This is a genomic window from Pseudomonas sp. ArH3a (assembly GCF_022648765.1).
Classification (GTDB): Bacteria; Pseudomonadota; Gammaproteobacteria; order Pseudomonadales; family Pseudomonadaceae; genus Aquipseudomonas.
The window spans coordinates 4,905,131-4,920,779 of record NZ_CP080330.1; the positions used below are offsets into that span (position 1 = coordinate 4,905,131).

Sequence of the window (15,649 nt, forward strand, 5' to 3'; positions counted from 1 at the left end):
TCTTGTCGTTGTTGGGAGATGGATCGAGGATAGAACCGGGCCCTCCTGACTGCGATGATCATTCACCCGGTAGATACAAAAGCATGGTGCAGAACACTGCCTTGTGGCTCGCCCACTTGTTGTGGCGAGCAGGCTTGTCGGGCCGCTCGCCACAACAAACCCGCTCACCACAGACAACGCTATTTCTTTGTCTTCTTATCGTGCTTGTCAGTCTTATCGAACGCCTCTTCCAGCGCGCGGTTGATGGTGCGCAGCACCTTGACCCGCGCCCAGCGCTTGTCGTTGGCTTCCACCAGGGTCCACGGCGAGACTTCCGTGCTGGTGCGGTCGACCATATCGCCCACGGCGGCGCGGTAGTCGTCCCACTTGTCGCGGTTACGCCAATCGTCCTCGGTGATCTTGAAGCGCTTGAACGGGATCTCCTCACGGGCCTGGAAGCGCTCCAGCTGGGTCTGTTTGTCGATGGCCAGCCAGAACTTGACCACGATCACCCCCGCGTCGCGCAGCTGCTCTTCAAAGTCATTGATCTCGCCGTAGGCCCGCATCCAGTCCGCCGGGGTGCAGAAGCCTTCGATGCGCTCCACCAACACGCGGCCGTACCACGAACGGTCGAACACAGTGAACATGCCGCGTGCCGGGATCTTCTGCCAGAACCGCCACAGGTAAGGCTGGGCACGCTCGTCTTCACTCGGCGCGGCAATCGGCACGATGTGATACTGGCGCGGGTCCAGCGCCGCCGCCACCCGCCGGATCGCCCCGCCTTTGCCCGCCGCGTCGTTGCCTTCGAATACGGTGACCAGCGCGTGCTTGCGCATGCGTTTGTCGCGCATCAGGCCGGAGAAGCGCGCCTGTTCGGTGATCAGCTGTTCTTCGTAATCGTCCTTGTCCAGGTGCAAGGTCATGTCGAGGCTGTCGAGCAGGCTCTTGCGGTCCACCGACGCCAACAACGGCGCCGGGTTCATGCCGCTGGCCTTGCCCTTGGGCAGTTTCAAGGCATTTTGCAGGCTCTCAAGCAGGATTTTGCCCACGGTGAGGCTGCGGTAATTAGCGTCAACGCCTTCGATCACGTGCCACGGCGCGTAGTCACGGCTGGTGCGGCGCAGAATGCGCTCGCCAAAATGCACAAACTTGTCGTAGGTCTCCGATTGCTGCCAGTCCAGCGGGCTGATGCGCCAGCTGTGCAGCGGGTCATCGGCCAAGGCCTTGAGCCGCGCTTTCATCTGCTTCTTGGACAAGTGGAACCAGAACTTGAAGATCAACGCGCCTTCGTCACAGAGCATCTTTTCCAGGCGCTCGGCACCGGCGATGGCCTGGTCCAGGCGGGCGTTCTTGAGCTGGCCGTGCACCCGGCCTTGCAGCATCTGGCTGTACCAGTTGCCAAAAAAGATGCCCATGCGGCCTTTGGCGGGCAGTTGCCGCCAGTAGCGCCAGGCCGGCGGGCGCGCCAGTTCTTCGTCGGTCTGCTGGTCGAAGGTGCGCACCTCGATCAGGCGTGGGTCCATCCATTCATTGAGCAGCTTGACGGTCTCGCCCTTGCCGGCGCCTTCAATGCCGTTGATCAGGATGATCACCGGGAAGCGCTTCTGCTGTTGCAGCTCGTACTGCACCTCCAACAAGGCCTCGCGCAGGGCCGGCACTTCGGCGTCGTAGGTGTCTTTGTCGATGGCGTGACCGATTTCGGCGGATTCGAACATGGGCAGCTCCGTTTCAAGATGGCTCAAGACTAGCGGATTGGGCAACAATGCGCGGGAGGAAATTCCACACGTAGTTGCCTTGGGTCAATTCAACGTCTATTGATCAGCTAGAATGGCCGCCTTGTCTTTACCGAGCCGCCCATGAACCCCATCACCCACGCCCAGCTCGACTGGGATGACCAAGGTCGCCCGCACTCGCGGGTCTTCGACGATGTGTATTTTTCCGACAAATCCGGCCTTGAAGAAACCCGCTATGTGTTCCTCGAACAGAACCATTTGCAGGAGCGTTTTGCCGCCTTGCCGGCGGGCGGACGATTGGTGATTGGCGAGACCGGTTTCGGCACCGGCTTGAATTTTCTCTGCGCCTGGCAGCTGTTTGAGCAACACGCGGTGGCCGGTGCACGCCTGCATTTTGTCAGCGTGGAAAAGTACCCACTGAGCCACGCCGACCTGCAACGCGCCCTCGCCCTCTGGCCGGAACTTGCGCCCTTCGCCGAGCAATTGTTGGCCCAGTACATTGCCATCCACCCAGGCTTCCAACGCCTGGTGCTGGACAATGGCCGTGTGACCCTCACGCTGTTGATCGGTGACGCCCTGGAGCAACTGCCGCAGCTGGATGCACAGGTTGACGCGTGGTTTCTCGACGGCTTCGCCCCGGCGAAAAACCCCGACATGTGGACCGCCGAACTGTTTGCCGAACTGGCCCGCTTGGCCGCACCGGCTTCAACCATCAGCACCTTTACCAGCACCGGCTGGGTACGGCGCCTGATCAATGCCGCCGGGTTCAAGATGAAGCGCACGCCGGGCATCGGGCATAAATGGGAGATCCTGCGCGGTGAGTTTCTCGGCTGGCCCGAGGACGCGACACCACCGGCCAAAGCCAAACCCTGGTTCGCCCGCCCGGCAACTGTCGAAGGCGAGCGCCACGCCATGGTCATCGGCGGCGGCTTGGCCGGTTGCGCCACTGCCGCCAGCCTGGCCGCGCGCGGTTGGCGCGTCAGCTTGGTGGAGCGCCACGCCGCCCTGGCCCAGGAAGCGTCCGGCAACCCGCAGGGCGTGCTGTACCTCAAGCTGTCGGCCCATGGCACGGCGTTGTCGCAACTGATCCTCAGCGGCTTCGGCCACACGCGACGTTTGTTGGAGCACCTGCACCGAGGTGTCGATTGGGATGGCTGCGGTGTGCTGCAACTGGCGTTCGACGCCAAGGAAGCCCAGCGCCAGGCACAACTGGCTGAGGCGTTTGCGCCCGAGTTGCTGCACCTGCTGGACCGTGAACACGCGCAACAACAGGCCGGCATCGACCTGGCCCAGGGCGGCCTGTTTTTCCCGCAAGGCGGTTGGGTGCATCCGCCCGCGCTGTGCCACTGGCAAGCGGCGCATCCGCTGATTGAGGTGCTCACCCATCACGATGCCCTGGAGCTGCACCGGGTCGACGACCAATGGCAGGCCCGCGACGGTGACTGCGTGCTGGTAAGCGCCAGTGTGGTGGTGCTCGCTGGAGCCGCCGACATCAAGCGGTTCCCACTGAGCGCCGACTTGCCGCTCAAGCGTATCCGCGGGCAAATCACCCGGCTGGCGCAAACGGCGGCGAGTACGGCCTTGGCCACGGTGGTCTGCGCCGAAGGCTACGTCGCGCCCGCCCGGCTTGGCGAGCACACCTTGGGCGCCAGTTTTGATTTCAACAATGAAGACCTCACGCCCACCGTCGCCGAACATGCCGGCAACCTCGAAATGCTGCGGGAGATTTCTGAAGACCTGCTGCAGCGCCTGGGCGCCGACGCACTGGCTCCCGAACAGTTGGAAGGCCGCGCTGCTTTCCGCTGCACCAGCCCTGACTACCTGCCGATCGTCGGGCCGTTGGCCGACCAGGACGCCTTCCGACACGCCTATGCCGTACTCAGCAAAGACGCCCGCCAAGTGCCGGACACGCCTTGCCCGTGGCTGCCAGGGTTGTACATCAACAGCGGCCACGGCTCACGCGGGCTGATTACCGCGCCACTGTGCGGCGAGTTGCTGGCAGCCTGGCTCAGCGACGAGCCGCTGCCCGTTCCGGCCAGCGTGGCAGAGGCCTGCCACCCGAATCGGTTTGCCCTGCGCGCACTGGTCAGAGGCAAGGCAGCGACACAGAAATAGCGGGATTGCAGGCGTCGCGGCAATTTGCCTTATAACTTATCGGTCTAAAACTCCACGCATAGCACTGGGTCAGTTTCTGGGTACGCGCCCTTCGGGCGTATTGAGTATTGACCCTCCCCAACGGAAAAACCGGTAAGGAATTTATGTGCGGATTAGCTGGAGAATTACGTTTCGATGCCCAACCTGCCGACCTGGCAGCGATTGAGCGCATCACCCATCACCTGGCCCCTCGCGGCCCCGACGCCTGGGGCTTCCACGCCCAAGGGCCGATTGCCCTGGGCCACCGGCGCCTGAAAATCATGGACCTGTCGGACGGCTCGGCCCAGCCGATGGTCGACGCCCAGCTTGGGCTGTCGCTGGCGTTCAACGGCGCCATCTATAACTTCCCGGAATTGCGGCAAGAACTGGAAGCCCTGGGCTATGCCTTCTATTCCGGCGGCGACACCGAAGTGCTGCTCAAGGGCTACCACGCCTGGGGCGAAGCACTGCTGCCCAAGCTCAACGGCATGTTCGCGTTTGCCATCTGGGAGCGCGACGCGCAGCGCCTGTTTATCGCCCGTGACCGCCTGGGCGTGAAGCCTTTGTACCTGTCGCGTACCGGCCAGCGCCTGCGCTTCGCCTCGGCCTTGCCGGCACTGCTCAAGGGCGGCGATATCAACCCGATCCTCGACCCGGTCGCGCTTAACCACTACCTGAACTTCCACGCCGTAGTACCGGCGCCGCGCACCTTGCTGGCGGGCATTGAAAAGCTGCCGCCGGCGAGTTGGATGCGCATCGACGCCCATGGCGACACCGAGCAGAAAACCTGGTGGACCCTGCCCTACGGCCCCCATGAGGATGAAAAAAACCTCACGCTGCAAGACTGGACCGACCGCGTGCTCGACAGCACCCGCGAAGCCGTGGCGATCCGCCAACGTGCCGCCGTGGACGTCGGCGTGCTGCTGTCCGGCGGTGTCGATTCGAGCATGCTCGTCGGCCTGCTGCGTGAAGTCGGCGTGCAGGATTTATCGACCTTCTCCATCGGTTTTGAAGACGCCGGTGGCGAGCGCGGCGACGAGTTCCAGTACTCGGACCTGATCGCCAAGCACTACGGCACCCGTCACCACCAACTGCGCATCGCCGAAAGCGAAATCATCGAGCAACTGCCGGCGGCATTCCGCGCCATGAGCGAGCCGATGGTCAGCCACGACTGCATCGCCTTCTACCTGCTGTCGCGGGAAGTGGCCAAGCATTGCAAGGTGGTACAAAGCGGCCAGGGCGCCGATGAGCTGTTCGCCGGTTACCACTGGTACCCACAAGTGGACGGCGCCAGCGACCCGTATGCCGCCTACCGCGACGCGTTTTTCGACCGCAGCTACGACGATTACGCCGCCACCGTCGCGCCGAAATGGCTGACCGCCAATGACGCCGCCGGTGACTTTGTGCGCGAACATTTCGCCATGCCGGGCGCCGACGCCGCCGTGGACAAGGCCCTGCGCCTGGACAGCACGGTGATGCTGGTGGACGACCCGGTCAAACGCGTCGACAACATGACCATGGCCTGGGGCCTGGAAGCGCGCACGCCGTTTCTGGATTACCGCCTCGTCGAACTCTCGGCCCGCGTACCCGGCAAGTTCAAGTTGCCCGACGGTGGCAAGCAGGTGCTCAAAGAGGCCGCGCGCCGCGTCATCCCGAGCGAAGTCATCGACCGCAAGAAAGGCTACTTCCCGGTGCCGGGCCTTAAGCATTTGCAGGGCGACACCTTGAACTGGGTGCGAGAACTGCTGCTGGACCCGAGCCAGGATCGCGGCCTGTTCAACCCGGCCATGCTTGACCGCCTGTTGACCGACCCGCAGGGCCAACTGACCCCGCTGCGTGGCTCCAAGCTGTGGCAACTGGCGGCGCTGAACCTGTGGCTCAGCGAACAAGGAATCTGATTGATGAAACCTCTCGCAGCGGCTTACAGCCAACGCTTGCTCAAGGGCCAGGCGCCGACCTACGAGCGCCTGCAAGCCCGCCTGGCGGAAGATGGCAGCCCGCTGGGCGCCGAACCGATTGCCGTGCATTGCGGCTGGGGCCGGTTGTTGATCGGCCACACGTTTGCGGACCCGGCGAGCCTGGCTCAGGAACTGCTGCATGAGCAGCCTGGCGAACGCGACATCGCGCTGTACGTGGCCGCGCCCCAGCAGATCCTCGGGATTGATCCGCAGCAGCTGTTCCTGGACCCGTCCGACACGTTGCGCCTGTGGTTCAGCGACTATCGGCCCGCCACCCGCGTGTTTCGCGGCTTTCGTATTCGCCGGGTGCAAACTGAAGCCGATTGGGCGGCAGTCAACCAGCTGTATCAAGGCCGCGGCATGCTGCCGGTCGACGCCGAGCGCCTGACCCCGCGCCATCAAGGTGGCCCGGTGTATTGGCTGGCCGAGGACGAAGACAGCGGCGCGGTGATCGGCGGCGTGATGGGCCTCAATCATCAAAAAGCCTTTCACGACCCGGAAAACGGTTGCAGCCTGTGGTGCCTGGCCGTCGACCCACAGTGCACGCGCCCTGGCGTGGGCGAGGTGCTGGTGCGCCACTTGGTGGAGCACTTTATGAGCCGTGGACTGAGCTACCTCGACCTGTCGGTGTTGCACGATAACCGCCAGGCCAAGAGCCTCTACGCCAAGCTGGGTTTTCGCGCGCTGACCACCTTTGCGATCAAGCGCAAGAACGGCATCAACCAGCCGCTGTTTCTCGGCCCCGGCCCGCAGGCCGGGTTCAACCCATACGCGCGGATCATTGTCGAAGAGGCTCACCGGCGCGGCATTGATGTGCACGTCGATGATGCCGATGCCGGCCTGTTTACCCTCAGCCATGGCGGGCGCCGCGTGCGCTGCCGTGAATCCCTGAGCGACCTGACCAGCGCCATCAGCATGACCCTGTGCCAGGACAAAAGCCTGACCCACAAAGTGCTCAAAGCGGCCGGTTTGAACCTGCCCTCGCAGCAATTGGCGGGCAATGCCGACGACAACCTGGAGTTCCTCGACGAACACCAGCGCATCGTGGTCAAGCCGCTCGATGGCGAGCAAGGCCAAGGCGTGGCGGTGGATCTGCAGACCATCGAGGACGTGCAGAAAGCTGTCGAAGCGGCGCGTCAGTTCGACAGCCGTGTGCTGCTCGAAAGTTTTCACGAAGGCCTCGACCTGCGCATCCTGGTGATCGGTTTTGAAGTGGTCGCCGCCGCCATCCGTCGCCCGGCCGAAGTGACCGGCGACGGCCAGCATTCCATCGGCGCCTTGATCGAAGCCCAAAGCCGTCGGCGCCAAGCCGCCACCGACGGCGAAAGCAAAATCCCGCTGGACGCCGAAACCCAACGCACCCTGCATGCCGCCGGTTACGACTACAGCAGCATCCTGCCACGTGGCGAAACCCTGGCGGTACGCCGCACCGCCAACCTGCACACCGGCGGCTGCCTGGAAGACGTCACGGCGATTCTGCACCCGACCCTGGTCGACGCCGCCGTACGCGCCGCCCGCGCGCTGGACATTCCCATGGTCGGCCTGGACCTGATGGTGCCCGCCGCCGACCAACCCGAGTATGTGTTTATCGAAGCCAACGAACGGGCCGGCCTGGCCAATCACGAGCCGCAACCGACTGCGGAGAAGTTTGTGGATTTGTTGTTTCCGCATAGCCAGCCGACCGCTTGAGAAATGTGTCGCCTGCACCGGCGCTATCGCGGGCAAGCCCGGCTCCCACAGTTGAATGCACTCCAATGTGGGAGCCGGGCTTACCCGCGATGAGGTCAGTACAGGCGATGGATTTCCAGCTGACCTGTTCCCCTCATCGAAACCATCGATGCCCTCACCTCATCAGGAGTTTCCATGACTCGAACCATCCCCGAACCGGACCTGAACTACCTGCAAAAAGTGCTGCTGGAAATGCTCGCCATTCCCAGCCCTACCGGGTTTACCGACACCATCGTGCGCTACGTCGCCGAACGCCTGGAAGAACTGGGCATCCCCTTTGAGATGACCCGGCGCGGCACCATTCGCGCCACCCTCAAGGGCCAGAAAAACAGCCCCGACCGTGCAGTGTCCGCGCACTTGGACACCATCGGCGCCGCCGTACGTGCAATCAAAGACAACGGCCGCCTGACCCTCGCTCCGGTCGGTTGCTGGTCCAGCCGTTTTGCCGAAGGCAGCCGCGTCAGCCTGTTTACCGACAACGGCGTGATCCGTGGCAGCGTGTTGCCGTTGATGGCCTCCGGGCACGCCTTCAACACCGCCGTGGATGAAATGCCAGTGAGTTGGGACCACGTGGAATTGCGCCTCGACGCTTACTGCGCCACCCGCGCCGACTGCGATTCCTTAGGCATCAGCATCGGTGACTACGTGGCCTTTGACCCACTGCCCGAGTTCACCGAGAGCGGGCATATCAGCGCGCGTCACCTGGACGACAAAGCCGGTGTCGCCGCCCTGCTCGCCGCGCTCAAGGCGATCATCGACAGCGGCGAACCCTTGCTGATCGACTGCCACCCGCTGTTTACCATCACCGAAGAAACCGGCAGTGGCGCCGCTGCTGCCCTGCCGTGGGACGTGAGTGAGTTTGTTGGCATCGACATCGCCCCGGTCGCACCCGGCCAGCACTCCAGCGAGCACGCCGTGAGCGTGGCGATGCAGGATTCCGGCGGGCCGTATGACTATCACCTGTCCCGGCACTTGCTGCGCCTGGCCTCGGACAATGACCTGCCAGTGCGGCGCGACCTGTTCCGCTATTACTTCAGCGACGCGCATTCGGCGGTGACTGCCGGCCACGACATTCGCACCGCGCTGCTGGCGTTTGGTTGCGACGCGACCCACGGTTACGAGCGCACGCACATCGACAGCCTGGCGGCGTTGAGTCGCCTGTTGGGCGCGTACATCCTCAGCCCGCCGGTATTCGCCAGCGACGCGCAACCGGCCCAGGGTTCGCTGGACCGCTTCAGTCATCAGATCGAGCATGAAACGCAGATGGAGAGCGACACTCGCGTGCCGTCGGTGGACAGCTTGGTGGGCCAGAAGTCCTGACACGGGCACACCGGATACTGGCAAGACGGATCCCGGCGCAGTAGCATCGCCGGGATTCTACCTCTGAGGCTTTTATGCTGATTCCCTACGACGCACTTGAAGTCGACACCCTGACGCGCCTCATCGAAGACTTCGTGACCCGCGACGGCACGGACAATGGCGATGAGACGCCCCTGGAAACCCGCGTATTGCGTGTGCGACAGGCGCTGACCAAGGGCCAGGCGCTGATTGTGTTCGACCCTGACAGTGAGCAATGCCAGTTGATGCTCAAGCACGATGTGCCCAAGCATCTGTTCGATTGAGGGTGTTTTACGGGTTGGTTTGGGCTTGTGTGGCTTGGCGTTCGAGGATTTTCTGATACACCTCGGCGCGGTGTATGTTGACCCCTATTGGAGCCTGGATACCAAATTTTACTTGGGTGCCGTTTAGTTCGAGGATGTGCAAGGTGATGTCATCGCCGATAGAGATGATTTCGCCTATGGCGCGGCTTAAGACCAGCATGGCGGTTGTCCTTTTGGAGTGACAGGACCTTGACCATGCGCGCTTGGGTGGGGGGCGACAATGGCTTGCCGTTAAATCAGACGGGGCCTACATTTATAGGTAATTTGCCTGACAGACATGGGTTGATTAGGGGGGTTGGGGTTGTTGAGTACATATCCGTTGCTGCGGTAACGGCGGCTTAGGGTTCCGCCCTTACGGCGGGTCACTTTTGGAAAAGAGCCCCAAAAGTAACCAAAAGGGCTCTTGCCCCACCACTCGGCACCTCGCCTAGGCTCGGTGTGCCCTCACTCCGGCTTTGGAGCGGGGGCCGCCGCCATGGGCCATCCTTGGCCCATCGCGGCTAACCCGGCGTCCTGCCGGGTTACCCACGGATTCAAGCCTGCGTTCGGCCATCGTGGTTAACGGGGCGCCTCAGATCAAGATCAAGATCAAGATCAAGATCAAGATCAAGATCAAAAGCAAGAGCACGGCGGCCTAGTAGCCGACCTGAGTGGTTAGATCAAAAGCACGGCTGAGGCGGCCTGCTAGCCGACCTGATCTTGGAGGCTGAACTCAATCTAATGTGGGAGCTGGCTTGCCTGCGATGGCATCAACTCTGTGTACCTGATACACCGAGGTGTCTGCATCGCAGGCAAGCCAGCTCCCACAGAAAAGCAGATCTGCTTCTGCTGTGCTTTTGCTGTGCTTTTGCCCTGCTTTTGCTTCAACCACTCAGGTCGGCTACTAGGCCGCCGTGCTCTTGCTTTTGATCTTGATCTTGATCTTGATCTTGATCTTGATCTTGATCTTGATCTGAGGCGCCCCGTTAACCACGATGGCCGAACGCAGGCTTGAATCCGTGGGTAACCCGGCAGGACGCCGGGTTAGCCGCGATGGGCCAAGGATGGCCCATGGCGGCGGCCCACGGATTCAAGCCGGAGTGAGGGCATGCCGAGCCTAGGCGAGGCACCGAGTGGTGGGGCAAGAGCCCTTTTGGTTACTTTTGGGGCTCTTTTCCAAAAGTGACCCGCCGTAAGGGCGGAACCAATAGCCGCCGTTACCGCAGCAACGGATATGCCCCCCACCAAAACCTCACCCCCTAACCGCCTGCGCCTTAGCCCGCATCTTATCCGCCATCGAAGCCATCTCGTCATACAGCAACTGCGGGTTCTTCTGCTTCAACGCCCAAGCCATACGCCCCTGCTCATGCGGCAGAATCATAAACTCCCCCTCCGCCACCCGCTGGTAAATATAGTCAGCAATGTCCGCCGCCGAAATCGGCGAACTCTCGAGCAACTTACCCACCTGCGCCTTCATCGCCGGGGTAGGCCCGCGAAACGAATCCAGCAAGTTGGTCTGGAAAAACGACGGGCACACCACATGCACACCCACTTCCTGCTGCTTGAGTTCCACCAGCAAACTCTCCGACAACGCCACCACACCCGCCTTGGCCACGTTGTAGTTGCTCATCGCCGGCCCCTGCATCAGTGCTGCCATTGAGGCGATGTTGATGATCCGGCCCTTGCTCTTCTCCAACAGCGGCAGAAACGCCTTGCAGCCCTTGACCACGCCCATCAGATTGATCGCGATCTGCCAGTCCCAATCCTCCAGAGACAACTCGGCGAAAAAACCACCCGAGGCGACGCCGGCATTGTTGACGATCACATCAACCCCATCCAGCTTGACCTCGCAGGCCTGGGCAAACGCGGTGAGCTGGCTGTAATCGCGCACATCACAACGCTGGATAAACCCATCGCCACCCGCCTCGCGCACCAGCCTGAGGGTTTCCTGCAAGCCAGGCTCACTGACATCCGACAAGGCCAACTGCCAGCCCTCACGGGCCCAGCGCAGCGCGATTTCGCGACCCAGGCCGGACCCGGCGCCGGTGATCATCATGCGATTTTGCATAGGAAAGTAGCCTTGTGGTTCACGGAAGAAGTGATCGGCAGTGTAGCGAAGGTTTTTCCCACACCCACGCACCATCCAATTGATGAATGCCTCGGGCAAACCTGGGGCCGGGTGGGAGAGCTACGTATAGCGTAAGTTCAATCTTTTTCAACTAATACGGCGTATTTGCGAACGCATTAAAAGAAATAAGCAAGTTTGCAAAACGCTTTAAAAAACCAGGGAATTTTCTGCCGACCGGTACAGTCGGAGTTAATAAGGCGTCTGTATTAAGATGACGGCCTAGCGTTTAATAACCGGTCTTTGCAGAAGGCCTATAAGGAAAAAAACTATGAGCCTCATTCTGATCATTATCCTGATCCTATTGCTGGTAGGCGGCCTGCCAGTATTCCCGCACTCTCGTAACTGGGGCTATGGCCCGTCGGGTATTCTGGGCGTTGTCCTGGTCGTCCTGCTGGTGCTGTTGTTGCTCGGTCGGATATAAACACCGGACAAAAAAAGAGGCCTCATTGAGGCCTCTTTTTTATTGCCGTTAAATTAGTCCGGCTTACCGTCGATAACACCGGCGGTGTTATCCAACAAGCTCTTGGTCGCTGTCTGCAGGAACGATTCGAGTTTCTGCTTCAGCGCCGCTTCGTCCGGCGATTCAGGGATCACTTTACCGGTCGGGTTAGCGCCCAGTTCGTATTCCCACAGTTTGGGTGGCATTTCCTTTGGCAGTACCAGGATACGGTCTGCGGTGACCAAGGCCACCGTCTGGTCGCTGCCCGACGGCTTGATCACGCCAAAGCCCTTGTCGCCTTCCGGCAGGTTCAGCAGGTCACGGCCCCAGCACTGGTGCAGGGTGTCGCCACCGAGGCGGCCCATGATGGTCGGCACGATGTCGATCTGGGTGCCCACGGTGTGGTCACGCTCGCCGAACTTCTCCTGCATGCCCGGTGCAATCATCAGCATCGGCACGTTGAAGCGGCCCAGGTCCATTTCGGTGATCTGCTGTTCGTTGCCGAAGCCGTGGTCACCCACGATCACGAACAGGGTTTCTTTGAAGTACGGCTCTTTACGAGCCTTTTCAAAGAACTGGCCCAGGGCCCAGTCGGAGTAACGCATGGCCGTCAAATGCTCGTTGAGGCTGCCACGGTCGGTGACTTTCTCTACCGGCAATGGCGTCGGCAATGCGTACGGCGTGTGGTTGGACAGGGTTTGCAGCAGCGCGTAGAACGGCTTGCCGCCTTCGCGGGCTTTCAACTCTTCCAGGCCACGGGTGAACATGTCCTGGTCGGACACCCCCCACGTCGGGTCGGAGAACACCGGGTTGACGAAGTCATTACGCCCGATGAAGTTGGTCATGCCCTGGTTGCTGAAGAAGCCCGACTGGTTGTCCCAGGCGAAATCGCCGTTGTAGACATACACGTCGTCAAACTTGCGCGCGCTGAGCAACTGCGGCAGGCCCGACAGATTGTGGCTGCCTTCCGGGGTCTGCATCAGGTATTCGAAGCCCGGCAGGTTCGGGAAGCAGGCCATGGTGGCGAACATACCCTGGTGGGTGTGGGTGCCGTTGGAGAAGAAGCGGTCGAACAGCAAGCCTTCTTTGGACAACTTATCGAAGTACGGCGTGATGTTGCCTGGGCGGCCCAGCGCACCGACCGAGTGACCGGCGAAGCTTTCCATCAGGATCACTACAACGTTCTTGATCGGCAGGGTCTTCTCGGCCGGTGGCGTGTAGTCACGGCGCACCGCTGCGGTGTCGGTATCCACCAGCTTCTCTTGCGGTAGCACCAGCATGTCACGCACGGTTTGGGTAGCCAGCGGCTGATCGAGGGTGGCCTTCCAGATGTTGGAACGCTCCTCGGAGAAACGCGACTTGGCCGCGGCGATCAGCGACAAGGTGCCGTTCAAGCCCAGTTGGTTGGCGAAGTTCGATTCGGTGGTGTAGACATCACCCCAACGCAGCGGCGGGCCCTGGCGCAGGGTGCCACGGATGGCGACCACGGCGATCAACAGGCAGACCACGAACACCGCGATGCGGTTGTACCACGGCGCCACTTGGCGGGTGCCGATGCTGCCGCCGCTGAACGGGCCACGTGGGCGCGTCGCACGGTCGGCGCCTTTGAAGGCGATGCTCAGGATCAGTGTGCCCACGGCCCAGGCCAGCAGGTAGCGCACCACCGGGAAACCGTACCAGAGCATGCTCATCACGGTTTTCGGGTCTTCCTTCACGTACTGGAAGACCAGGCCGTTGAGGCGCTGGTGGAACTCGCGGTAGAAGTCCATTTCCATCAAGCCCAGGAACAGGGCAATGCTGGACACCACGGTCAGCCACAAACGGAAGAACCCGCGCGCCGCCATGGCCCTTACGCTGAACAACGCCAGCAGCAGCGGGACCAGCGCGTACATCACAAAGCGTATGTCGAAGCGCGTGCCGTTGACGAACGCTTCCAGGAAGGTCGAGGCAGGCGTGTCGAGGATCATCTCGCGGTTATAGGCCAGCAGCGCCAGGCGCAGCAGGGAGAACATCACCATCATGACCAGTGCGCAGAGCAGTGTGTACGCCAGATGGGATTTGACGGTCGGTTGCAGCAGGCGATTAGAAGCTCGCTGCTGACTCAGGGCGTCCGGGTTTGCCATGTCGTTTCAGGACCCATTGGAAGTTTAAGTTACGAAAAAATGCAGTGGCGTCCGTCCCTCGCCCAGGCTGGCTGGGGTAGGCGGTTAACGCGGTGGCGCAAATGGTGCCCGATCAATGGCAGCAACGCTATTAATTACTGAACGTGCGCCGCCCTTGCGCCTTTAACGGCACTCGAGATAGAGCCGTGGCAGCGTCATAAAGCCGGAGAATTGTCTTGGAAAAGATGTGAAAATTTCGTGCAGCGAATACTTTCGACACATAAAACTTTAAATACGCTAAAAACCAATGTGGGAGCGGGCATGCCCGCGATAGCTGTATGTCAGCCAGCAGAACTGTGGCTGATAAACCGCTATCGCGGGCAAGCCCACTCCCACATTTACTGTGCCCACTCAGGATAAGAGTGAGCGCTGGTGGCGTCAGATCCGCACGTTGCCCCGTGGCCCGGCGATTGCCCAGATGATCAGGCCCAGCACCGGCAACAGCAGGATCAGCAGAATCCACAGCACCTTGGCCCCGGTGCTTGCGCCGCTTTTGAACACGTTGATGATCGCCCAGATATCCAACGCCAGGATGATCAGGCCAATCAGGCTATTAAAAGTGGAACCCATGGTGTCGCTCCTAAGTGAGGGCATGCACTTGTAGGATAGTCAGCCCTGGCAGGGGTTCCGTTTTATTTCAGACGTGTAAGGCGACGCGCAGCGCTTCCAGGGACGGCTCGGCCTTGATGCCGACTTCAGCGCACAGTTGCAGCACACGCGGCAGGTCGTTGCCGTAGACCAGCACCGCCTGGATTTCGTCGTCCAGCAATTGGCTGAAGTTGAGCAACACGTAACCGCCATCTTCGGGGCTTAAGGCACTCATCTGGATCTGGATGCGGTTCAGCGCAGTGAGGTCTTCGGTCTTGGCCAACTGCTTGGGCTTGAGATTGAACGCTACGCCCGGGCCAAACGACGCGACGATCTGCGCGAACAGGTCGGCATAGGTGTCGGCCTGGAACAGCACGGTCTCCGGTAGGCTACCGACTACGACCCACTCTCCCAGCGCAATCGGGAAGCTGTCGTCGTAGTTGATATCCGGGTTGGCTGCCAGAAAGGCTGCAGGGTCGGCGTAGGCCTGGGCCGCTTCCTCGGCGATGCGCGCTACTTCGTCCTCGCCCATGACGCCGGCGCTGATTTTGCTGATGAGTTCGACGAGGGCGGTTTTCATGGGGTGATCCTGTGGCGAGCTGGTTTTTGAGGGCGCGTAGCCTACACCAGTTTCTGCAACTGCGCCGTCGTATCCACCGCGCCCATGGTCTGAGCCGCCGCCAGTGCAGTCGCGCCCTGGGCATCAGTGGCCTTGGGGTTGGCGCCTTGGCCGAGCAGGTAGTCGACCATGTCGACACGGTTGAACATCGCCGCCATCATCAACGCCGTACGGCCGTCCGAGGAGGCCGCGTCTACCGGCGCGCCGCCGTCGATCAGCGCCTTAACCACCGGCAGGTTGCCTTTGAACGCCGCACCAGCCATTGGCAGTTGGTTCTTGTCGTTGGCGATTTGCGGGTCAGCCTTGAATTCCAGCAGTACTTTTACCGCGTCAGCGTGGCCGTGATAGGCCGCGAGCATCAGCAAGGTGTCGCCATTGTGGTTGCGCAGGTTGGGTGGCAAGCCTTTGGCCAGCAGTGCGGCGAGCATGGCGGCATCGCCTTTGCGCGCCACGTCGAAGACTTGCTCGGCAAATTCAGCGGCTTCGACTTCGGTCATTTGTTTAGGCTGGTCTGACATGTGGGGCTCCTTAACTGGGTGCTG

General features: G+C 61.4%; 13 protein-coding genes. 6 read left to right on the forward strand and 7 right to left on the reverse strand.

The genetic code is table 11. The features are described 5' to 3' along the window. Positions 1 to 179: 179 nt before the first annotated feature. Positions 180 to 1,694 carry a polyphosphate:AMP phosphotransferase gene (gene pap / locus K0P33_RS22395; RefSeq protein ID WP_094953529.1) on the reverse strand — a complete coding sequence of 505 codons (1,515 nt, stop codon included), beginning with the start codon at positions 1,692 to 1,694 and terminating at the stop codon, positions 180 to 182. 141 nt (positions 1,695 to 1,835) lie between these two features. Here pap and mnmC point away from each other — a divergent pair, with 141 nt between their 5' ends. The 5 genes from mnmC to K0P33_RS22420 all read left to right on the forward strand — a co-directional run bounded on the left by mnmC (position 1,836) and on the right by K0P33_RS22420 (position 9,153). Then, complete coding sequence (gene mnmC / locus K0P33_RS22400) at positions 1,836 to 3,827, forward strand: bifunctional tRNA (5-methylaminomethyl-2-thiouridine)(34)-methyltransferase MnmD/FAD-dependent 5-carboxymethylaminomethyl-2-thiouridine(34) oxidoreductase MnmC (RefSeq protein WP_242151502.1); 1,992 nt, start codon at positions 1,836 to 1,838, stop codon at positions 3,825 to 3,827. 143 nt (positions 3,828 to 3,970) lie between these two features. Next, on the forward strand, positions 3,971 to 5,743 hold the full coding sequence (locus K0P33_RS22405) for an N-acetylglutaminylglutamine amidotransferase (RefSeq protein ID WP_094953531.1): 1,773 nt from the start codon (positions 3,971 to 3,973) through the stop codon (positions 5,741 to 5,743). 3 nt (positions 5,744 to 5,746) lie between these two features. Next, positions 5,747 to 7,492, forward strand: a complete 1,746-nt coding sequence (ngg, locus tag K0P33_RS22410) for an N-acetylglutaminylglutamine synthetase (protein ID WP_242151504.1) — start codon at positions 5,747 to 5,749, stop codon at positions 7,490 to 7,492. 174 nt (positions 7,493 to 7,666) lie between these two features. Continuing rightward, positions 7,667 to 8,851 (forward strand): osmoprotectant NAGGN system M42 family peptidase, encoded by a 1,185-nt coding sequence (locus K0P33_RS22415; RefSeq protein ID WP_094953533.1) that lies wholly within the window; start codon positions 7,667 to 7,669, stop codon positions 8,849 to 8,851. Between the two features lie 74 nt (positions 8,852 to 8,925). Then, on the forward strand, positions 8,926 to 9,153 hold the full coding sequence (locus tag K0P33_RS22420) for a YheU family protein (RefSeq protein ID WP_053257215.1): 228 nt from the start codon (positions 8,926 to 8,928) through the stop codon (positions 9,151 to 9,153). A gap of 7 nt (positions 9,154 to 9,160) precedes the next feature. Here K0P33_RS22420 and csrA read toward each other — a convergent pair whose 3' ends face one another. Both csrA and K0P33_RS22430 read right to left on the reverse strand, forming a co-directional pair. Beyond that, positions 9,161 to 9,352, reverse strand: coding sequence for a carbon storage regulator CsrA (gene csrA, locus K0P33_RS22425; protein WP_094953534.1), 192 nt, complete (start codon positions 9,350 to 9,352; stop codon positions 9,161 to 9,163). A gap of 1,071 nt (positions 9,353 to 10,423) precedes the next feature. Then, entirely contained in the window at positions 10,424 to 11,239 is an 816-nt protein-coding gene (locus K0P33_RS22430; protein ID WP_242151507.1) for an SDR family oxidoreductase, read from the reverse strand. Positions 11,240 to 11,567: 328 nt separating this feature from the next. On the opposite strand from K0P33_RS22430, the gene K0P33_RS22435 reads away from it, so the two are divergent. Next, positions 11,568 to 11,720: a DUF3309 family protein gene (locus K0P33_RS22435; RefSeq protein WP_015885095.1), complete on the forward strand. Its 153-nt coding sequence runs from the start codon at positions 11,568 to 11,570 to the stop codon at positions 11,718 to 11,720. 53 nt (positions 11,721 to 11,773) lie between these two features. Here the strand turns inward: K0P33_RS22435 and K0P33_RS22440 are convergent, their stop codons facing one another. From K0P33_RS22440 to K0P33_RS22455, 4 genes are all read right to left on the reverse strand, one after another. After that, complete coding sequence (locus tag K0P33_RS22440) at positions 11,774 to 13,861, reverse strand: LTA synthase family protein (RefSeq protein ID WP_094951434.1); 2,088 nt, start codon at positions 13,859 to 13,861, stop codon at positions 11,774 to 11,776. Positions 13,862 to 14,278: 417 nt separating this feature from the next. Continuing rightward, positions 14,279 to 14,470: a PLDc N-terminal domain-containing protein gene (locus K0P33_RS22445; RefSeq protein ID WP_003192770.1), complete on the reverse strand. Its 192-nt coding sequence runs from the start codon at positions 14,468 to 14,470 to the stop codon at positions 14,279 to 14,281. Between the two features lie 67 nt (positions 14,471 to 14,537). Next, positions 14,538 to 15,068: a hypothetical protein gene (locus K0P33_RS22450; RefSeq protein ID WP_094951436.1), complete on the reverse strand. Its 531-nt coding sequence runs from the start codon at positions 15,066 to 15,068 to the stop codon at positions 14,538 to 14,540. Positions 15,069 to 15,109: 41 nt separating this feature from the next. Next, the gene (locus tag K0P33_RS22455) at positions 15,110 to 15,625 is read right to left on the reverse strand and encodes an ankyrin repeat domain-containing protein (RefSeq protein WP_242151510.1); all 516 of its coding nucleotides are present in this window, start codon (positions 15,623 to 15,625) and stop codon (positions 15,110 to 15,112) included. Positions 15,626 to 15,649 lie beyond the last annotated feature (24 nt).